This is a genomic window from Streptococcus sp. Z556, assembly GCF_053010225.1.
Window position 1 is genome coordinate 299,788 of the sequence record NZ_JBRKNU010000001.1, and the last position, 19,856, is coordinate 319,643.

A 19,856-nucleotide genomic window follows, 5' to 3' on the forward strand; every position below is an offset into this window, starting at 1 on the left:
ATCTCAGAACCAGCAAACAACTGCTGAACTTGCGAGAAATTCTCACTTTTAAGGTCTTGATTTTTAATCGAACTCGAAAGTGAAGCAAGATTGTTATCAAAGTTGAGGGGTGTCAAATCATGCTTTTTTTGATATAATTTTTAATGATGAATGCGAGAAATGATCGGTATGTGGTCGTTGATTTAGAGGCGACCAGCACCGGAAGCAAGGCAAAAATTATTCAAGTAGGCATTGTGGTGATTGAGAATGGTGAAATCATCGATCAGTATGCGACTGATGTCAATCCTCACGAACCCTTGGATTCTCATATCAAAGAATTAACAGGTCTGACTGATCAACGTTTGGCTGCGGCACCAGAGTTTTCTCAGGTGGCTGGAAAAATTTTTGAATTGGTTAAGGACGGTATTTTTGTTGCGCACAATGTACAATTTGATGCCAACCTCCTTGCAGAATTTCTCTTTTTTGAAGGCTATGAATTGCGCACTCCACGGGTGGATACTGTTGAGCTAGCCCAAGTTCTATATCCTCAGTTTGAAAAGTACAATCTAGGTATTCTTTGTCAAGAGTTGGGCATTGAACTGGAACAGGCCCATACTGCCCTGTCTGATGCTCAGGCAACAGCAGAACTCTTGCTTTACATGCGTCAAAAACTTTTTGAGTTACCAAAAGGGCTCTTAGAAAGCTTGTTAGACCTTGCAGATAACCTTCTCTATGAAAGCTATCTGGTGATTGAGGAGGTCTATCAGCAACAATCTCTCCTGTCCTCTCCGGAATTGATAGAACTCCATGGGCTTTTCCTGAGAAAGGAAAGTCAAGCCTTAGTACCACGCAAATTATCCAAAGACTTTGCTAAAAACATTTCTTTACTGGGGCTGGAGGACCGTCCGCAACAGCTGGATTTTGCGGAGAAGATTGAGCACTTATTAGAAGAATACCAGACTTCTTTTATCCAAGCTCAAACGGGATTGGGTAAGACATACGGCTATCTCCTCCCAGCTTTGAATTTGGAGGGTGAAGCTGGAATCCTAGTGAGCGTCCCGACCAAAATTCTTCAAAATCAGATCATGCAAGAAGAAGGACAGCATTTAAAAGAGGTTTTTCATCTGGAGATTCATAGTCTCAAGGGTCCTCAAAATTATTTAAAACTGGATGCCTTTCACAGAGTTCTCCATCGATCTGAGTCCAATCGTCTTTTCACACGCTTTAAAATGCAACTGCTCATCTGGCTAACGGAAACAGAGACTGGTGATTTGGATGAAATTGGGCAACTTTATCGCTATCAGCATTTTCTACCTGAACTAGTCCACGATGGCAAGCTTTCAAAGAAAAGTTTATTTGCCACAGAGGATTTTTGGAAACGAGGGCAGGAAAAGGCCAAGACCAGTCGCGTCCTCTTGACCAATCATGCCTATCTGGTTACTCGTTTGGAAGACAATCCAGAGTTTGTCGACAACCGTTTGGTGATTTTGGATGAAGCTCAAAAAATGCTGCTAGCTCTTGAAAATCTAGCCCAGCAGGCTTATCGTCTTGAGGAACTTGTAACCCAGCTTGATAAGTCCTTAGAGTCAGAGGAAGATTTGGTTCAGAAGCGCTTGCTTGAGAGTATTGCTTTTGAATGTCGTTACTTGATGGAGCACTATCAGTCAGGCCTTAAGGATGGAAAGTGGTTGGATTCTCTCGAACAGTTGCGCCAACATTTTTCGGAGCTAGTTCTCCCAGAGTATAGAGAAATGGCAAACTTTTTTACGTCGGACCATGAATTTTGGCTTGCTCCAGCAGAGAAATCGAGCAAGGATGTCCTGATTTGTTCAAGCAAAAACGGTCGCTTTATACTAGCAGACTTATTGCCAGAAGATTGTAGGCTCCTAGGAGTATCTGCCACTCTTGAAATCAGCAATCGGGTTTCCTTAGCAGATTTACTGGGATTTCCAGATGCTCCACTTGTTAGGCTTGATGTAGCAAAGCAGGAGCAACAAGAAGTCTTTCTAATCGATGACTTTCCTCTTGTGACAGAAGTTTCGCCATTTGACTATGCGAGTGAAGTGACTTCTGTCATTCGAAGGTTACAAGCCTTTCAAGAACCCTTATTGGTTTTGTTTACCTCAAAAGAGATGTTGCTGGCAGTTTCGGATCTGCTAGACCATCCTCATCTAGCTCAATATAAAAATGGAGAACCAAGCCAACTGAAAAAACGTTTTGAAAAAGGTGAACGTCAGATATTGCTTGGAACAGGTAGTTTCTGGGAAGGAGTTGATTTTTCAACCCATCCATTTGTACTCCAAGTGATTCCGAGATTGCCTTTTCAAAATCCACAAGAACCTTTAACCAAAAAATTAAACCAAGAACTACGTCGAGAAGGAAAAAATCCCTTCTATGATTATCAATTGCCGATGGCTATTATTCGGCTAAAACAAGCCCTTGGTCGTACTGTTAGACGGCCTGACCAAGGTTCGGTTGCTGTAATCCTAGACAGTCGTGTTGTCAGCAAGCGCTATGGCAAACAAATTGCCCAAACCATGTCAAAAGAAAGAAAGGTTCGGGTCCTTGCTAGAGAACAGCTAGAGTCTGCAGTAGCAGATTTTCTACAATCCCGTCGCAATAGAATGAAAGAAAAATCCAAGAAAGAGAAAAGGTAAAAAATATGAAACGTTCCTTCGACTCTCGAGTCGACTATAGCCTCCTTCTACCAGTATTTTGTCTACTGGTGATTGGAGTAGTGGCTATTTATATAGCAGTTAGCCATGACTATCCCAATAATGTACTTCCAATTCTAGGTCAACAAATCGCCTGGATTGCTTTAGGGCTTGTTATTGGTTTTGTGGTCATGTTCTTCAATACCGAGTTTTTATGGAAGGTAACTCCCTATCTTTATGTCTTAGGTTTGGCCTTGATGGTTCTCCCCCTTGTTTTTTACAATCCGAGTTTGGTAGCTTCTACGGGTGCTAAAAACTGGGTGTCGATTGGAGGAACCACGCTCTTTCAACCATCTGAGTTCATGAAGATTTCCTATATCTTGATATTGGCTCGAGTCATTGTACAATTCACTCAAAAGCACAAGGAGTGGCGCCGAACCATCCCACTGGATTTCTTGCTGATTATTTGGATGATTGGCTTTACTATTCCAGTGCTGGTTCTTTTAGCCCTACAAAGTGACTTAGGAACTGCCTTGGTCTTCGTGGCTATTTTTTCCGGTATGGTTCTCCTTTCAGGTGTTTCGTGGAAGATTATCATTCCAGTTTTTGCTACAGGAGTGACTGCAGTCGCAGGTTTCCTAGCGATTTTTATCAGTAAAGATGGACGTGCTTTCTTACACCAGATTGGGATGCCGACCTACCAGATTAACCGTATTTTGGCTTGGCTCAATCCCTTTGACTTCGCGCAAACAACAACTTACCAACAAGCGCAAGGGCAAATTGCTATTGGAAGTGGTGGCTTGTTTGGACAAGGTTTTAATGTGTCCAATCTCCTCATTCCAGTACGTGAAAGTGATATGATTTTCACCGTAATTGCGGAAGACTTTGGCTTTATTGGTTCAGTCTTTGTGGTTGCTCTATACTTGCTTCTTATTTATCGGATGTTGAAGATTACACTTAAGTCAAACAACCAGTTCTATACCTATATTTCGACTGGCTTTATCATGATGTTGCTCTTCCATATCTTTGAAAATATTGGCGCAGTGACTGGCTTGCTTCCTCTGACTGGGATACCTTTACCTTTCATCTCTCAAGGGGGGTCCGCAATTATTAGTAACCTCATCGGAGTCGGTCTTCTCTTGTCTATGAGTTACCAGACCAATCTAGCAGAAGAAAAAAGTGGGAAAATTCCATTCAAACGAAAAAAAGTAATCCTAAAACAAATCAAATAAGAGGAGGTCGCTATGGCAAAAGTAGCAGTTATCTTAGCAAATGGCTTTGAAGAAATCGAAGCCTTGACAGTAGTCGATGTCTTGCGTCGAGCAAACATTTCCTGTGATATGGTAGGATTTGAGGAGCAGGTGACGGGGTCACATGACATTCAAGTAACAGCCGATCGTGTCTTTGATGGTGATTTATCCGACTATGACTTGCTCGTTCTTCCAGGTGGCATGCCTGGATCAGCAAATCTACGGGATAATCAAGCCCTCATTTCTGAGATTCAAGCCTTTAACCAAGAAGGAAAGAAGATTTCAGCTATCTGCGCAGCCCCAATCGCCCTCCAACAAGCAGGTGTTTTAAAAGACAAACACTTTACCTGTTATGACGGTGTTCAGGAGCAAATTACTGACGGGATTTACCAAAAGGAAACAGTGGTTGTGGATGGCAATCTAACAACCAGCCGAGGACCGTCAACAGCCCTTGCCTTTGCCTATGAATTGGTGGATCAGTTGGGAGGAGATGCCGAAAGTTTACGAGTCGGCATGCTCTATCAAGATGTCTTTGGAAATCAACAGTAAAACGAGAGTTCGGCTCTCGTTTTTTACTTGGAAAAATCTAGGAAATCATCGCTTTTTTCATAAAAAAATGGTATAATGAAGGGTATGAAATATCACGACTACATATGGGATTTAGGTGGTACCCTATTGGATAATTATGAGACTTCTACAGCAGCTTTTGTAGAAACCTTGGCCCAATATGGAATTGAGCAAGAACACGACCGTGTTTACGAAGCCTTGAAGGTTTCGACAGCTTTTGCCATTGAGAAGTTTGCTCCAGATATCGAGGATTTTTTAGAGAACTACAAAGAAAATGAAGCACGTGAGTTAGAGCATCCAGTTTTGTTTGAGGGAATTCCAGACTTACTCAAAGACATCTCTGACAAGGGTGGTCGCCATTTCTTAGTTTCTCATCGAAATGACCAAGTTCTGGAACTTCTTTCTAAGACCCGGATAGCCAACTACTTCACTGAAGTAGTGACTGCCAGTTCAGGTTTTAAACGAAAACCAGATCCTGAGTCCATGATTTATTTACGTGATAAATATCATATTACATCTGGTTTGGTCATTGGTGACAGAAATATTGATGTAGAAGCAGGTATAGCTGCTGGCTTAGATGCCTATCTTTTTAATAACGTTGCGACATTGAGACAAGCAATAGACATGTAAGAAAAGGGAAAAAATGACAGAAGAAATCAAAAACCAACAGGCACAGGATTATGATGCCAGTCAAATTCAAGTTTTAGAAGGTCTGGAAGCCGTTCGTATGCGTCCAGGTATGTATATTGGATCAACTTCAAAAGAAGGTCTTCACCACCTAGTCTGGGAAATTGTTGATAACTCTATTGACGAGGCCTTGGCTGGATTTGCTAGTCATATCCAAGTCTTTATCGAACCTGATGATTCCATTACCGTTGTGGATGACGGTCGTGGAATTCCTGTTGATATTCAAGAAAAGACGGGACGTCCTGCTGTTGAGACAGTCTTTACGGTTCTTCACGCTGGAGGAAAATTCGGCGGTGGCGGATATAAGGTATCAGGTGGACTCCACGGAGTAGGTTCATCAGTAGTAAACGCTCTTTCAACCCAACTAGATGTCCATGTTCACAAAAACGGCAAAATTCATTACCAAGAATACCGTCGTGGTCATGTTGTTGCTGATCTTGAGGTCGTTGGAGATACAGATAAAACAGGAACTACAGTTCACTTCACACCAGACCCAGAGATTTTTACAGAAACAACGACTTTTGACTTTGAAAAATTAAACAAACGTGTTCAAGAATTAGCCTTTTTGAACCGAGGACTTCGAATTTCAATTACAGACAAGCGTGAAGGTCTCGAACAAACCAAGCATTACCATTATGAGGGTGGGATTTCTAGCTACGTTGAGTATATCAACGAAAATAAGGATGTTATCTTTGACAAACCAATCTATACAGATGGAGAAATGGATGACATTACTGTTGAAGTAGCCATGCAGTACACAACGGGTTACCACGAAAACGTCATGAGTTTCGCCAATAATATTCATACCCATGAAGGTGGAACACATGAGCAAGGTTTCCGTACAGCACTGACGCGTGTTATCAACGATTATGCCCGCAAGAATAAACTGCTAAAAGACAATGAAGACAACCTGACAGGGGAAGATGTTCGTGAAGGTTTGACTGCTGTTATCTCTGTCAAGCACCCTAATCCGCAGTTTGAAGGACAAACCAAGACCAAACTGGGAAATAGCGAAGTTGTTAAGATTACCAACCGCCTCTTTAGCGATGCATTTTCTGATTTCCTCATGGAGAATCCGCAGATTGCCAAGCGCATCGTGGAAAAAGGGATTTTGGCTGCCAAGGCTCGTGTAGCTGCCAAGCGTGCGCGTGAAGTCACTCGCAAGAAATCTGGCTTGGAAATTTCTAATCTTCCAGGGAAATTAGCAGACTGTTCTTCAAACAACCCAGCTGAAACCGAACTCTTCATCGTTGAGGGAGACTCAGCTGGTGGATCAGCTAAATCTGGTCGTAACCGTGAATTCCAAGCTATCTTGCCAATTCGTGGTAAGATCTTGAACGTTGAAAAAGCCAGCATGGATAAAATTCTTGCCAACGAAGAAATTCGGAGCCTTTTCACAGCCATGGGAACAGGTTTTGGGGCAGAATTTGATGTCACTAAGGCTCGTTACCAAAAACTCGTTTTGATGACCGATGCCGATGTTGATGGAGCCCACATTCGAACCCTCTTACTGACTCTGATTTACCGCTACATGAAGCCAATTCTAGAAGCTGGATATGTCTACATTGCCCAACCGCCAATTTACGGAGTAAAAGTTGGAAGTGAGATTAAAGAATACATCCAGCCAGGTGCGGATCAAGAAATTAAACTCCAAGAAGCCTTAGCACGTCACAGTGAAGGGCGTTCAAAACCAACCATCCAACGTTATAAAGGTTTAGGAGAAATGGATGACCACCAATTGTGGGAAACAACCATGGATCCAGAACATCGCTTGATGGCGCGTGTTTCGGTAGATGATGCTGCCGAAGCGGATAAGATCTTTGATATGTTAATGGGCGATCGGGTAGAGCCTCGTCGCGAATTTATCGAAGAAAACGCTGTTTACAGTACACTTGACGTCTAAAAATTGTGGGAAATAGTTCCCTTGGTTTAAAAAATATGATATAATCATTACGATTGTTTCTAGTATAAAAGGAGTTTGATATGTCTAATGGACAACTAATTTATCTAATGGTTGCGATTGCAGTCATTTTGATCCTAGCTTATGTAGCAGTTATCTTTTTACGTAAGCGTAATGTAAGTAGATTAACGGCCCTTGAAGAAAGAAAAGAAGAACTCTATAACCTTCCAGTTAATGATGAGGTTGAAGCCGTTAAAAACATGCACTTGATTGGTCAAAGTCAGGTAACCTTCCGTGAATGGAATCAAAAATGGGTCGATTTATCACTTAACTCATTTGCTGATATTGAAAATCATCTCTTTGAAGCTGAAAGCTATAACAATTCTTTCCGTTTCTTTAAGGCAACACATAAAATTGATCAAATTGAGAGCCAAATCGACCTAATCGAAGAAGACATTGCAGCTATTCGCAATGCCCTCTCAGAACTTGAAAAACAAGAATCTAAAAACAGTGGTCGTGTCTTGCACGCTTTGGACTTGTTTGAAACACTTCAGCACACTGTGGCAGAAAACTCAGAAAAATATGGAAAAGCCCTTCCTGAGATTGAGAAACAATTGGAAAACATCCAATCAGAATTTTCTCAATTTGTTACCTTGAACTCATCAGGTGACCCAGTTGAAGCTGCGGCTATTCTAGATGCTACTGAAAACCATATTCTTGCTTTAACTCACATCGTTGATCGTATTCCAGCTCTAGTTGAAACATTGACAACAGACCTACCAGATCAATTGTCAGATTTGGAAGAAGGCTATCGCAAGCTGTTGGATGCCAACTTCCACTTCACTGAAACAGATATCGAGTCACGTTTCCAACTTTTGTATGAAGCCTTGAAGAAAAATCAAGAAAACATCCGCCAGTTGGAGTTGGATAATGCTGAGTATGAAAATAATCGCATTCATGAAGAAATCAACGCACTTTATGATATCTTCACTCGCGAAATTGCAGCTCAAAAAGTAGTTGAAAGTCTTCTTTCAACATTGCCAACTTACCTCACTCACCTGAAAGAAAACAACCAAGTTCTTGTTCAAGATCTTGAACGTTTGAACAAGGCCTACCTTCTTCCAGAAAGTGATGGAAACCATGTTCGCCGTCTTCAAGCAGAATTGGCAGCACTTGATACAGCTATCTTAGAGGTAACAGAGGACCAAGGTGAGCCAACTCAAGCCTTCTCTGTACTTGAAGAACAGTTGGAAATGCTGCAAAGCAACCTCAAAGATATTGAGGATGAGCAAATCTCTGTGAGCGAACGACTTGCCCAAATCGAAAAAGTTGATCTCAATGCTCGTCAAAAAGCAAATGTTTATGTGAATCGTTTGCATACCATTAAACGATACATGGAGAAGAGAAACTTGCCAGGTATTCCTCAAAGTTTCTTGAAACTTTTCTTTACTGCAAGCCACAACACAGAGGATTTGATGGCAGAGTTAGAGCAACCACAAGTGAATATTGAATCCGTTAAGCGAATTCTTGAAGTCGCAACCAATGATATGGAAGCACTTGAAACAGAAACCTACGATATTGTTCAATATGCAACTTTGACTGAGCAACTCTTGCAATACTCAAATCGTTACCGTTCATTTGATGAACGTATCCAAGAGGCTTTCAATGAAGCGCTTGAGATTTTTGAGAAAGACTTTGACTATAAAACATCATTTGAAAAGATTTCGCAAGCCTTGGAAGTTGCAGAACCAGGAGTTACAAACCGTTTTGTGACCTCATATGAAAAAACACGTGAAACGATTCGTTTCTAAATGAAAAGCTTAGATACTTCTAAGCTTTTTTATTTTTCTAAAAAGAAGTCAGAATTCTTGTTTATCATTGAAATAATAGCCTCGATTTGATATGATGGAAATATGAAAAAAAATAGAGCGAAACGTGTTTCTCACGATAAAAAGAGAAGTATACTTCTTGCTTTTGTAGGGATTTTAGGAATCGCTATGATTCTCTTAGGGTGTGCCATTGGTTACAAGGTGCTACAAAAGCAATCTTATGAACAAAAAATTGAAGCGCTAAAAAGCGAAAAGGACCAACAATTCAACTCAGGTAGTCAGAGAGGCCATTTCCGAAAAGGTCAAGCTGAGGTGATTGCCTACTATCCTCTTCAAGGAGAGGAAGTCATTGCGTCTGTTAGAGAAAAAATCAACCAAGACATCAAGGAAAAGTTAGAAGATAAAGAGGATTTGGTCTTTTATTATACGGAGCAGTTGGATCAGGTTCTAAAGGGAGTTCTTGCGCGTAATATAAGTAAGCAAGTTTACGATTTGTCTGCAGCAAAGGTTGAAGAAAAAGAAAAGACGTCTTTAGGAAAAATTTTCTTGACAGAAGATGGAAAAACTTTTGATCTCAGTAGGCTTTTCAAAGATGCTAGCAAGGCTAAGGAACTCCTATTGAGTCAAATCAAATCGACTCTAGAAGATAAGAAACTTGACCAGACAAAAATTGATCAGGTCCTAAAAAACTTTACAGACCAAGATCTGGCATCATGGAGCTTTGATTATAAAGATAGTCAAATCATCCTTTATCCTGCTAATCCAGGGGAGACTCTGGAAGAAATTGCTCTACCGATATCCAGTTTCTTTGATGTTTTGAAGTCCTCTTATCTATTAGAAAAGGATGCTGAACTCTATCAAGCTTACTTTGCACAAAAAGACAAAAAAGTTGTGGCTTTGACCTTTGACGATGGTCCAAATCCGTCTACAACTACACAGGCTTTGGATACATTAGCTAAGTACAAAGTAAAGGCGACCTTCTTTGTACTTGGTAAAAACATCGCTGGCAATGAAGACATCCTTAAACGGATGAAGTCTGAAGGACATGTGGTTGCCAACCACAGCTGGAGTCATCCTGTCCTTTCCCAACTTTCTCTCGAAGATGCTAAAAAACAAATCACTGACACAGAAGATTTGTTAACCCAAGTTCTAGGTTCGAGTTCTAAACTCATGCGCCCTCCTTATGGTGCCATTACAGATGATATCCGTAACAGTCTGGACTTGAGCTTTATCATGTGGGATGTGGATAGTTTGGACTGGAAGAGTAAGAATGAAACAGCTATTTTGACAGAGATACAACGTCAGGTTCGTAATGGATCGATCGTTCTTATGCATGATATTCATGGTCCTTCTGTTAATTCCCTACCAAGCATCATTGAATATCTGAAAGAACAAGGTTATACATTTGTGACTGTTCCGGAAATGCTGAACTCTCGCTTGAAGGCTCACGAAATATATTATGACCGTGATCAATAATCTTCAAGATCTAAAGAGACATGCCTCTGTTAATCTGGCTTTGTTTCTTTAGATTTTCTTCACATAGAAAGGAAAAACGATGAAATCTTACACCCTTAATAATGGAGTTTCAATTCCTGTACTAGGATTTGGAACATGGAAAGCTGAAAATGGAGAAGTAGCCTACCAAGCTGTTTTAGAAGCCTTGAAGGCTGGTTATCGTCATATCGATACTGCAGCTATCTACAAAAATGAGGAGAGTGTTGGTCGCGCTATTCGAGATAGCGGTATTCCTCGCCAAGAAATCTTTGTAACGACCAAACTCTGGAATACCAATCACAGCTATGAAGAAGCTCACCAAGCTTTTGAGCAATCAATGGAAAAACTGGGATTGGACTATCTAGATTTGTACCTGATCCATTGGCCAAATCCAAAACCACTAAGAGAAAATGAGGCATGGAAAACTCGCAATGCCGATGTCTGGAGAGCGATGGAGGACCTGTACCAAGAAGGGAAAATTCGTGCTATCGGAGTTAGTAATTTCCTTCCCAAGCATTTGGATGCTTTGCTTGAAACAGCAAGAATTGTTCCTGCAGTCAATCAGGTTCGCTTGGCACCAGGAGTTTATCAAGAGGAAGTGGTTGACTACTGTAGAGAGAAAGGCATTCTTTTAGAGGCTTGGGGACCTTTTGGCCAAGGAGAGTTGTTTGAAAAGAAAGAAGTCCAAGAAATTGCTGCTAAGCATGGGAAATCAGTGGCTCATATCGCCTTGGCTTGGAGTTTATTAGAAGGTTTCTTACCTCTACCTAAGTCAGTGACAGTCTCTCGCATCCAGAGCAATCTTGACTGTTTTGGGATAGAACTCAGCAAAGAAGAACGAGAAATCTTAAAGAAAATCTCGGTGACTTCTGGTGCACCACGTGTGGATGAGATGGATTTTTAGAAAGTAAGAAAAAGAATTGTAAATTTCTTGCCTTTCTGATATAATATTCAACAGGAAAGAAAGTCTTATGGCGTTCTTCAAGCGAGCTTGGGACAGTGGGAGCCAAGTAGAACAAACTAAGAAACTGGCGCTTTCTGTCGTATTTTTAAAAACAATGAAGTAATAAATTAGGGTGGAACCGCGTTTCTGACGCCCCTAGGTCACTTGACTTAGGAGTAAAGACACGGTTCTTTTTGTATCCAAAGTCTCAAGAATTAATAACGAGGAGTAAACAATGTCTAAAAAATTGACTTTCCACTGCGTCAGTGGCAGAGACCTCCTTACAGTCGGACTGCCCCACGCTCAGCACTAGAGGGCCTGAGCTAGACGCAGTACTAACTCGTCTTGCCTCGTATAATCGACAAGGCAGACTCGTGTCGCAAAAAATCATTTTTTATTAAGGAGTATTCAATGTCTAAGAAATTAACATTTCAAGAAATTATTTTGACTTTGCAACAATTTTGGAATGACCAAGGTTGTATGCTTATGCAGGCTTATGATAATGAAAAAGGTGCGGGAACCATGAGTCCGTACACTTTCCTTCGTGCTATCGGGCCTGAGCCATGGAATGCGGCTTATGTAGAGCCATCACGTCGTCCCGCTGACGGTCGTTACGGGGAAAATCCTAACCGTCTTTACCAACATCACCAATTCCAAGTGGTCATGAAACCTTCTCCATCAAATATCCAAGAGCTTTACCTTGAGTCTTTGGAAAAATTGGGTATCAATCCATTGGAACATGATATTCGCTTCGTTGAAGATAACTGGGAAAATCCATCGACTGGTTCAGCTGGTCTTGGTTGGGAAGTTTGGCTTGATGGCATGGAAATCACTCAGTTCACTTATTTCCAACAAGTCGGTGGATTGGCAACTGGCCCTGTGACTGCGGAAGTTACCTATGGTTTGGAGCGTTTGGCTTCTTACATCCAAGAAGTAGACTCTGTTTATGATATCGAGTGGGCTGATGGTGTAAAATACGGAGAAATCTTTATCCAGCCTGAGTACGAGCACTCAAAATATTCGTTTGAAATTTCGGACCAAGAAATGTTGCTTGAAAATTTTGATAAGTTTGAAAAAGAAGCAGGACGCGCTTTGGAAGAAGGCTTGGTTCACCCTGCCTATGACTATGTTCTCAAATGTTCACACACCTTTAACCTACTTGATGCGCGTGGTGCCGTATCTGTAACGGAGCGCGCAGGCTATATCGCTCGTATCCGTAACCTTGCTCGTGTCGTAGCTAAAACTTTTGTCGCAGAACGCAAACGCCTAGGCTACCCACTTTTAGATGAAGAAACAAGAGCTAAACTCTTAGCAGAAGACGCAGAATAGTGAGTAATACTGTGCTCTAAAATCGTTAGAGGCAAGTCGAAGACTTGCTAGAGAGATATGCACCGCTGTACTGTTATGTGGAGATTTTTGAAACCTTAGGTTCAAAAATCAGTCAGCTAAATCCACTTTGATGAGACTGTTGGAAATCTTGTTCAATTTTGCATTAGATTTCCATTCAGACTCACAAAGTTAGTTAGCGACGTCCCCAGTACCTAAGGTGCATATCAAAAAAGATTGAAGAAGATGTAAAGGAAAAAACATGACAAAAAACTTATTAGTAGAACTCGGTCTTGAAGAGTTACCAGCCTATGTAGTAACTCCAAGTGAAAAACAACTAGGTGAAAAAATGGCAGCCTTCCTCAAGGAAAACCGCCTGTCTTTTGAAGCCATTCAAACCTTCTCCACACCACGCCGTTTGGCTGTTCGTGTGATTGGTCTTGCAGACAAACAGTCTGATTTGACAGAAGATTTCAAGGGTCCAGCGAAAAAAATTGCCCTGGATAATGATGGAAATTTCACCAAAGCAGCTCAAGGATTTGTCCGTGGGAAAGGCCTGACGGTTGAAGATATTGAATTCCGTGAAATCAAGGGTGAAGAATATGTCTATGTTACCAAGGAAGAAGTGGGTAAACCAGTTGAAGCCATTGTTCCAGGTGTAGTAGACGTCTTGAAGTCACTGACTTTCCCTGTCAGCATGCACTGGGCTAACAACACTTTTGAATACATCCGCCCTGTACACACTTTAACTGTTCTTTTAGATGAAGAAGAGTTTGATTTGGATTTCCTTGATATCAAGGGCGGTCGTGTGAGTCGCGGCCATCGTTTCTTGGGGCAAGAAACTAAGATTCAGTCAGCATTGAGCTATGAAGAAGACCTTCGTAAACAATTTGTAATTGCGGATCCTCGTGAACGTGAGCAAATGATTGTTGATCAAATCAAAGCAATCGAAGCTGAACAAGGCGTACGCATCGAAATTGATGCTGACTTACTGAACGAAGTTTTGAACTTGGTTGAATACCCAACTGCCTTTATGGGAAGTTTTGATGCCAAATACCTTGAAGTTCCAGAAGAAGTCTTGGTGACTTCGATGAAAGAACACCAACGTTACTTTGTTGTTCGTGATCAAGACGGTAAACTCTTACCAAACTTCATTTCAGTCCGTAACGGAAACGCAGAGCATTTGGAAAATGTCATCAAGGGTAATGAAAAAGTCTTAGTTGCCCGTTTGGAAGACGGTGAATTCTTCTGGCGTGAAGACCAAAAATTGGTTATTTCTGACCTTGTTGAAAAATTAAACAACGTCACTTTCCATGAAAAGATTGGTTCTCTTCGTGAACACATGATTCGTACTGGTCAGATCGCCATTCTCTTGGCAGAAAAAGCTGGCTTGTCAGTGGATGAAACAGTTGACCTTGCTCGTGCAGCAGCGATTTACAAGTTTGACTTGTTGACAGGTATGGTTGGTGAGTTTGATGAGCTCCAAGGTATTATGGGTGAGAAATATGCCCTTCTTGCTGGTGAAACTCCAGCAGTTGCAGCAGCCATTCGTGAACACTACATGCCGACATCTGCTGACGGAGAACTTCCAGAGAGCAAGGTTGGGGCAGTTCTAGCCATTGCAGATAAATTGGATACGATTTTGAGTTTCTTCTCAGTAGGCTTGATTCCATCAGGTTCTAATGACCCTTACGCTCTTCGTCGTGCAACGCAAGGTGTAGTTCGTATCTTGGATGCCTTTGGTTGGCACATTGCTATGGACGAGCTGATTGATAGCCTTTATGCTCTGAAATTCGACAGTTTGACTTATGAAAATAAAGCAGAGGTCATGGACTTTATCAAGGCTCGTGTTGATAAGATGATGGGTTCAACTCCAAAAGATATTAAGGAAGCAGTTCTTGCAAGTTCGAACTTTGTTGTGGCAGATATGCTAGAAGCAGCAAGTGCTCTTGTCGAAGCAAGCAAGAAAGAAGATTTCAAACCATCTGTTGAATCCCTCTCACGTGCTTTCAACTTGACTGAGAAGGCAGAAGGTTCTGACACGGTTGATCCTGCTCTCTTTGAGAATGAAGAAGAGAAAGCCTTGGCAGAAGCTGTAGAATCTCTTGTTTTGTCAGGGGCTGCAAGCCAGCAATTAGAACAACTCTTTGCGCTTAGCCCAGTTATTGACGCTTTCTTTGAAAATACCATGGTAATGGCTGAAGATCAGACTGTTCGACAAAATCGTTTGGCTATCTTGTCGCAATTAACCAAGAAAGCAGCTAAGCTCGCTCGTTTTAACCAAATCAATACTAAATAAACTCAGTCAAACGAACTGTATCTTATCACAAAGGAGAAGAAATGGATCCGAAAAAAATCGCTCGTATTAATGAGCTTGCCAAAAAGAAAAAGACAGAAGGCTTAACTTCTGCTGAAAAAGTGGAACAAGCTAAACTTCGTGAGGAGTACATCGAAGGCTATCGTCGTTCTGTTCGTCACCACATTGAAGGAATTAAAATTGTGGACGAGGAAGGAAATGATGTCACACCAGAAAAACTACGTCAGGTACAACGTGAAAAAGGTTTGCATGGGCGTAGTTTAGATGATCCCAACTCATAAAATGAAAGGGGTTTGTAGATGATTTACAAGCCCCTTTTCTGTTGCAATAAAAAAAAGAAGCCAAATGGCTCCTTTTTGGTTTCTTAGTTGCTTGCACCAGAAGTAGCGTCAGCGTCACCACCGTGGCCTCCAGCATCACCTGAATCAGAAGCACCAGAAGTAGCATCGGCGTCTCCATGACCTCCAGCTGCAGGAGCAAATGGTCCGCTACCACCCACCAAACGTTGACCAGTCTCTTTTAGGTACCAGTCAAGCCATGGTTGGAAGTTAAAGACGATTTCATTGATTCCAGCGTATGATCCATCAGGATAGTACATTGCTTGGTAGTTGTGTGTGTTGATGACACCTGCAGGAGAACCTGGAACGATCGTACGGACGTATTCTTGGTTTCCGTTGCGAAGTGTTCCGATAACCCACTCTACGTTCTTCATACGTGCTGGTGGAAGAGAACCATGAACAGTCGACATACGGCTACCTGATTGAGGTGGTACACGTTTAGCAAACATGGTGTCTGGATCTTGGTGAGCGTTGTTGTAGTAGAGGAATTGGTTGTTGTCGTCAGCGTATGTCAATTCAAATGGCATAGCTTTCAAGAACATATCGATTTGGTTAACTGTTAGAATACCGTGGTCCAATTTGACATAGGTATCACCAGAAACAGCTCCAGTGATTGCTGCAACTTTTTCTACCCATTCTGGATCATCAGGGTCAACTTCTGTAATGGTTGTAGCAATTGGTCTTCCACAATCCAAGTCTTCTGGTTCGATTGGTTTTGGTTTTTTCAATTTCGAAACGACTCCTACGTATTTAACAAAGTTATCTAAGCATGTTTCAAGGAATTTAACAGTTCCTTCGTTGGTGATGTTTCCATTGTTATCAAAAGCTTCTTTGGCTTTACCAAGAAGGAATTCGTTACCTGGAAGCGTGTAGGCGTTAACTCCTGGAGCATCAAGAATCTTACGAAGGTGAACTTGGGCACGTGATGTTCCTTGGTCGTAGTATGATGCTCCCACAATCATAACAGGTTTGTTTTCAAATGGATGAACTTCGTATGAAAGCCATTCAAGTACAGATTTGAGTGAAGCTGAGATAGTGTGGTTGTGCTCAGGAGTTGCGATAATGACACCATCAGCACGTGTAATCTTGTTGTACAAGAATCGCAATTGGAAACTTTCGTCCCATTTTTCGTCTTGGTTAAACATTGGAACTTCGTCGATTTCAAGAACTTCTAATTCAAATTTAAATTTGAAATTGCGACGGATAAATTCCAAGAGTTTGCGGTTATATGATTGATCGTAGTTTGATCCAACAAGTCCAACAAATTTCATTCTTTCGGTCTCCTATCTTACAAATTTTCCCAGTCAAATTCTTCTGCATCTTTGCGAAGCAATTCTTGCGCATTGCGCAATTTCTCAGTAATTTTCACAAAGATACGGAAGTCATCAAAGATGGCATCCAATTTCTTGATGACATCAAGGTCAACCAAGTCACCACTTGGGTTAAATGCTTGAAGAGAGTGAGAGAGCAAGAATTCATCTGGTAGAACATTTGCCTTAATTTCAGGAGCGTTCAAGATTTGACGAAGTTGCAATTGGGCACGAGATGAACCAAGAGTTCCGTATGAAGCACCAGTAATCATGATTGGTTTGTTCAAAAGTGGGTAGATACCGTAAGATAGCCAAGCAAGAGCGCTCATCAAAACTGCAGGGATAGAGTGGTCGTACTCAGGAGTACCGATAATCACACCATCAGCTTCTTCAATTTTAGCCGCAATTTCAAGAATTTCAGCAGGAAGAAGTTTATCTGCTGGTTTGTTGAAAACAGGAATGTCCTTGATTTCAACAAGTTCAATTTCAGCTTTATCCGCAAAGTGTTTTTGCATGTATTGGAGCAATTGGCGGTTTGTAGAACGTTTAGAGTTCGTTCCAACAATGGCAATAAGTTTTAGCATGAGATTTCCTTTCTCTTTTTACATAATACAAATTTAAAGGCCTGAAGAACATGTAAGGTTCCCCTCTTTGTCGATGAGAATGGCTTCGATGCCATCTAAACTTTCGACTTGCCAGAGGATAGAAGCGCTACGTTCTCCGAATAGGCGGGTTGTCCAAATCTCACCATCGACGGATTTATCTGAGATAATCGTTAGGCTAGCAAGCTCTGTTTCGACAGGGAATCCTGTCTCGCTATCAAAAATATGGTGATAGTCTTCTCCGTCTATTGTCAGGTGCCGTTCATAGATACCAGAAGTGACGACGGATTTATTAGAAACAGGAATGGTTAGGAGATGATTGCCACGAGGATTTCGTGGATCTTGAATACCGATTTGCCAGTCTTTCCCTTCTTTAGCTTGATTGTTCCCGATGGTGAGGATATTTCCTCCGAGATTGATCAAGGCAGAAGTGACTCCGTGTACTTTTAAATACTGAGCAACCTTATCTGCACTATAGCCTTTAGCTAAGCAACCTAAATCAAGCTTCATTCCCTTTTTCTCTAAAAAGACAGTAGAGCTAGCGGGATCTAACTTGATAAAATGCGGGTCAACTAGAGGCAAGACAGCTTCGATTTCATTTAGATCTGGGAGTCGGGCATCTGAAAAACCGATTCGCCAGGTTTGAATCAAGGGGCCAATACTGATATTTAGATGGCTAGATGGAGCTAGACTATGTTCTAACCCAAGAGCAATCAGCTCAAATAAGTCAGGATGGACCTTGACCGGAGCAATTCCAGCCTGGTGATTGATCTCCATCAATTCGGATTCTTGACTGTTGGCGTTGAAGCGGTACTCGAGCTCTCTGAGTAAGTCAAAGGCTCCTTGAAGCAGGCAATCTGCCTGTTCATCTACTAATGAAATCGTAATAGTTGTTCCCATTAGTCGTTCAGAACGTGAACGAAGAGGCAAGCTACCAACTCCTTTCTTCTTCAGAGGAAATAGTTCAAGGAGGTTAAATTGAACCCCTTACATTTTATTCCCATGTTTCTAGCATAACATAAAGTCAGCGTTTTCACAAATAAATTTTAACAAAAGTCAAGAAATATGCTCAAAAAATATAAAAAAAGGATAGAAACTCAAAAAAATAATATAATAAAACTTAAAATTGCTTAAAATAAGAGAATTCTAAGCAAATACCTTGTAAACGCTAACAGTAAATGTTATACTAGAAAGGTAAATTTTAAATTAAAGGTAGGAAATTTTCTATGAGTAAAATCGTTGTAGTTGGTGCTAACCACGCTGGTACAGCATGTATCAATACTATGTTGGACAATTTTGGACATGAAAATGAAATCGTTGTATTTGACCAAAACTCAAATATTTCATTCCTTGGTTGTGGAATGGCGCTTTGGATCGGGGAACAAATCGACGGAGCTGAAGGCTTGTTCTACTCTGATAAAGAAAAATTGGAAGCTAAGGGTGCAAAAGTTTACATGAACTCACCTGTTCTTTCAATCGACTATGACAATAAAGTTGTGACAGCAGAAGTTGAAGGTCAAGAACACAAAGAGTCTTATGACAAATTGATCTTTGCGACTGGTTCAACTCCAATCTTGCCTCCAATCGAAGGTGTTGAAATCGTTAAGGGCAACCGCGAATTCAAAGCAACACTTGAAAATGTTCAATTTGTTAAGTTGTACCAAAACGCAGAAGAAGTTATCGAAAAACTTGCTGACAAGAGCAAACACCTTGAGCGTATCGCTGTTGTAGGTGGTGGTTACATCGGTGTTGAGCTTGCTGAAGCTTTCGAACGTCTTGGAAAAGAAGTTGTTCTTGTTGATATCGTAGACACTGTTTTGAACGGCTACTACGACAAAGACTTCACTCAAATGATGGCGAAGAACTTGGAAGACAACAACATCCGCTTGGCACTTGGTCAAACAGTAAAAGCTATCCAAGGTGATGGTAAAGTTGAACGCTTGGTAACAGACAAAGAAACATTTGATGTGGATATGGTTGTTCTTGCAGTTGGTTTCCGTCCAAACACAGCTCTTGCTGATGGTAAGATTGAACTCTTCCGTAACGGTGCCTTCCTTGTAGACAAGAAACAAGAAACATCAATTCCAGGTGTTTATGCAGTAGGTGACTGTGCGACTGTTTATGACAACGCTCGTAAAGACACTAGCTACATCGCGCTTGCTTCAAACGCTGTTCGTACTGGTATCGTTGGTGCTTATAACGCTTGTGGACACGAACTTGAAGGAATCGGTGTACAAGGATCAAACGGTATCTCAATCTACGGTCTTCACATGGTTTCAACTGGTTTGACTCTTGAAAAAGCTAAAGCTGCTGGCTACAACGCAACTGAAACAGGCTTTAACGATCTTCAAAAACCAGAATTTATGAAGCACGACAACCATGAAGTTGCCATCAAGATTGTCTTTGATAAAGACAGTCGCGAAATTCTTGGTGCTCAAATGGTATCACGTGATTCTGCTATCAGCATGGGAATTCATATGTTCTCACTTGCTATCCAAGAACATGTGACAATTGACAAGTTGGCTTTGACAGATCTATTCTTCTTGCCACACTTTAACAAACCTTACAACTACATCACAATGGCTGCACTTACAGCTGAAAAATAAAAATTGATGAACTATCTGGCCTTAACTGAAGGTCAGATAGTTTTTTCTTGTTTC

15 protein-coding genes are annotated in these 19,856 nt (G+C 41.3%); 12 read left to right on the forward strand and 3 right to left on the reverse strand.

Annotated features, from left to right (window positions below):
* Positions 1 to 146 precede the first annotated feature (146 nt).
* From ACVC7S_RS01435 to ACVC7S_RS01485, 11 genes are all read left to right on the forward strand, one after another.
* The gene (locus ACVC7S_RS01435; RefSeq protein ID WP_447266041.1) at positions 147 to 2,636 is read left to right on the forward strand and encodes a bifunctional DnaQ family exonuclease/ATP-dependent helicase; all 2,490 of its coding nucleotides are present in this window, start codon (positions 147 to 149) and stop codon (positions 2,634 to 2,636) included.
* A 5-nt stretch (positions 2,637 to 2,641) separates the two neighbouring features.
* Positions 2,642 to 3,865: an FtsW/RodA/SpoVE family cell cycle protein gene (locus tag ACVC7S_RS01440; RefSeq protein ID WP_447265919.1), complete on the forward strand. Its 1,224-nt coding sequence runs from the start codon at positions 2,642 to 2,644 to the stop codon at positions 3,863 to 3,865.
* A 12-nt stretch (positions 3,866 to 3,877) separates the two neighbouring features.
* Entirely contained in the window at positions 3,878 to 4,432 is a 555-nt protein-coding gene (locus tag ACVC7S_RS01445) for a DJ-1 family glyoxalase III (RefSeq protein WP_447265920.1), read from the forward strand.
* 84 nt (positions 4,433 to 4,516) lie between these two features.
* Positions 4,517 to 5,080 carry an HAD-IA family hydrolase gene (locus ACVC7S_RS01450; RefSeq protein ID WP_447265921.1) on the forward strand — a complete coding sequence of 188 codons (564 nt, stop codon included), beginning with the start codon at positions 4,517 to 4,519 and terminating at the stop codon, positions 5,078 to 5,080.
* A gap of 13 nt (positions 5,081 to 5,093) precedes the next feature.
* Positions 5,094 to 7,040: a DNA topoisomerase (ATP-hydrolyzing) subunit B gene (gyrB, locus tag ACVC7S_RS01455; RefSeq protein WP_447265922.1), complete on the forward strand. Its 1,947-nt coding sequence runs from the start codon at positions 5,094 to 5,096 to the stop codon at positions 7,038 to 7,040.
* Positions 7,041 to 7,120: 80 nt separating this feature from the next.
* Positions 7,121 to 8,848: a septation ring formation regulator EzrA gene (gene ezrA / locus ACVC7S_RS01460; RefSeq protein ID WP_447265923.1), complete on the forward strand. Its 1,728-nt coding sequence runs from the start codon at positions 7,121 to 7,123 to the stop codon at positions 8,846 to 8,848.
* Between the two features lie 102 nt (positions 8,849 to 8,950).
* Positions 8,951 to 10,342, forward strand: a complete 1,392-nt coding sequence (gene pgdA, locus ACVC7S_RS01465) for a peptidoglycan-N-acetylglucosamine deacetylase PgdA (protein WP_447265924.1) — start codon at positions 8,951 to 8,953, stop codon at positions 10,340 to 10,342.
* Between the two features lie 79 nt (positions 10,343 to 10,421).
* Positions 10,422 to 11,264 carry an aldo/keto reductase gene (locus ACVC7S_RS01470; protein WP_447265925.1) on the forward strand — a complete coding sequence of 281 codons (843 nt, stop codon included), beginning with the start codon at positions 10,422 to 10,424 and terminating at the stop codon, positions 11,262 to 11,264.
* A 450-nt stretch (positions 11,265 to 11,714) separates the two neighbouring features.
* On the forward strand, positions 11,715 to 12,632 hold the full coding sequence (glyQ, locus tag ACVC7S_RS01475) for a glycine--tRNA ligase subunit alpha (protein ID WP_000038736.1): 918 nt from the start codon (positions 11,715 to 11,717) through the stop codon (positions 12,630 to 12,632).
* Between the two features lie 259 nt (positions 12,633 to 12,891).
* Positions 12,892 to 14,928, forward strand: a complete 2,037-nt coding sequence (gene glyS / locus ACVC7S_RS01480) for a glycine--tRNA ligase subunit beta (protein ID WP_033705432.1) — start codon at positions 12,892 to 12,894, stop codon at positions 14,926 to 14,928.
* A gap of 41 nt (positions 14,929 to 14,969) precedes the next feature.
* Positions 14,970 to 15,227 (forward strand): DUF896 family protein, encoded by a 258-nt coding sequence (locus ACVC7S_RS01485; protein WP_000371291.1) that lies wholly within the window; start codon positions 14,970 to 14,972, stop codon positions 15,225 to 15,227.
* Between the two features lie 83 nt (positions 15,228 to 15,310).
* On the opposite strand, the gene ACVC7S_RS01490 is transcribed toward ACVC7S_RS01485, so the two are convergent.
* The 3 genes from ACVC7S_RS01490 to ACVC7S_RS01500 are packed head-to-tail and all read right to left on the reverse strand — an operon-like array spanning position 15,311 to position 18,126.
* The gene (locus tag ACVC7S_RS01490; RefSeq protein ID WP_084946274.1) at positions 15,311 to 16,555 is read right to left on the reverse strand and encodes an NAD(P)H-dependent oxidoreductase; all 1,245 of its coding nucleotides are present in this window, start codon (positions 16,553 to 16,555) and stop codon (positions 15,311 to 15,313) included.
* A gap of 17 nt (positions 16,556 to 16,572) precedes the next feature.
* The gene (locus ACVC7S_RS01495; protein ID WP_000915930.1) at positions 16,573 to 17,178 is read right to left on the reverse strand and encodes an NADPH-dependent FMN reductase; all 606 of its coding nucleotides are present in this window, start codon (positions 17,176 to 17,178) and stop codon (positions 16,573 to 16,575) included.
* A gap of 33 nt (positions 17,179 to 17,211) precedes the next feature.
* A complete protein-coding gene (locus ACVC7S_RS01500) occupies positions 17,212 to 18,126 on the reverse strand; it encodes an FAD:protein FMN transferase (protein WP_447265926.1) in 915 nt (304 codons plus the stop codon).
* A gap of 296 nt (positions 18,127 to 18,422) precedes the next feature.
* Here ACVC7S_RS01500 and nox point away from each other — a divergent pair, with 296 nt between their 5' ends.
* Positions 18,423 to 19,802, forward strand: a complete 1,380-nt coding sequence (gene nox, locus ACVC7S_RS01505; protein WP_096407767.1) for a H2O-forming NADH oxidase — start codon at positions 18,423 to 18,425, stop codon at positions 19,800 to 19,802.
* Positions 19,803 to 19,856: the final 54 nt, after the last annotated feature.

What these genes read in the sequence shown, in the direction of transcription:
- ACVC7S_RS01435 (WP_447266041.1), top strand. Translation starts at nt 147, where the DNA reads ATGAATGCGAGAAATGATCGGTATGTGGTCGTTGATTTAGAGGCGACC.
- ACVC7S_RS01440 (WP_447265919.1), top strand. Translation starts at nt 2,642, where the DNA reads ATGAAACGTTCCTTCGACTCTCGAGTCGACTATAGCCTCCTTCTACCA.
- ACVC7S_RS01445 (WP_447265920.1), top strand. Translation starts at nt 3,878, where the DNA reads ATGGCAAAAGTAGCAGTTATCTTAGCAAATGGCTTTGAAGAAATCGAA.
- ACVC7S_RS01450 (WP_447265921.1), top strand. Translation starts at nt 4,517, where the DNA reads ATGAAATATCACGACTACATATGGGATTTAGGTGGTACCCTATTGGAT.
- gyrB (WP_447265922.1), top strand. Translation starts at nt 5,094, where the DNA reads ATGACAGAAGAAATCAAAAACCAACAGGCACAGGATTATGATGCCAGT.
- ezrA (WP_447265923.1), top strand. Translation starts at nt 7,121, where the DNA reads ATGTCTAATGGACAACTAATTTATCTAATGGTTGCGATTGCAGTCATT.
- pgdA (WP_447265924.1), top strand. Translation starts at nt 8,951, where the DNA reads ATGAAAAAAAATAGAGCGAAACGTGTTTCTCACGATAAAAAGAGAAGT.
- ACVC7S_RS01470 (WP_447265925.1), top strand. Translation starts at nt 10,422, where the DNA reads ATGAAATCTTACACCCTTAATAATGGAGTTTCAATTCCTGTACTAGGA.
- glyQ (WP_000038736.1), top strand. Translation starts at nt 11,715, where the DNA reads ATGTCTAAGAAATTAACATTTCAAGAAATTATTTTGACTTTGCAACAA.
- glyS (WP_033705432.1), top strand. Translation starts at nt 12,892, where the DNA reads ATGACAAAAAACTTATTAGTAGAACTCGGTCTTGAAGAGTTACCAGCC.
- ACVC7S_RS01485 (WP_000371291.1), top strand. Translation starts at nt 14,970, where the DNA reads ATGGATCCGAAAAAAATCGCTCGTATTAATGAGCTTGCCAAAAAGAAA.
- ACVC7S_RS01490 (WP_084946274.1), bottom strand. Translation starts at nt 16,555, where the DNA reads ATGAAATTTGTTGGACTTGTTGGATCAAACTACGATCAATCATATAAC.
- ACVC7S_RS01495 (WP_000915930.1), bottom strand. Translation starts at nt 17,178, where the DNA reads ATGCTAAAACTTATTGCCATTGTTGGAACGAACTCTAAACGTTCTACA.
- nox (WP_096407767.1), top strand. Translation starts at nt 18,423, where the DNA reads ATGAGTAAAATCGTTGTAGTTGGTGCTAACCACGCTGGTACAGCATGT.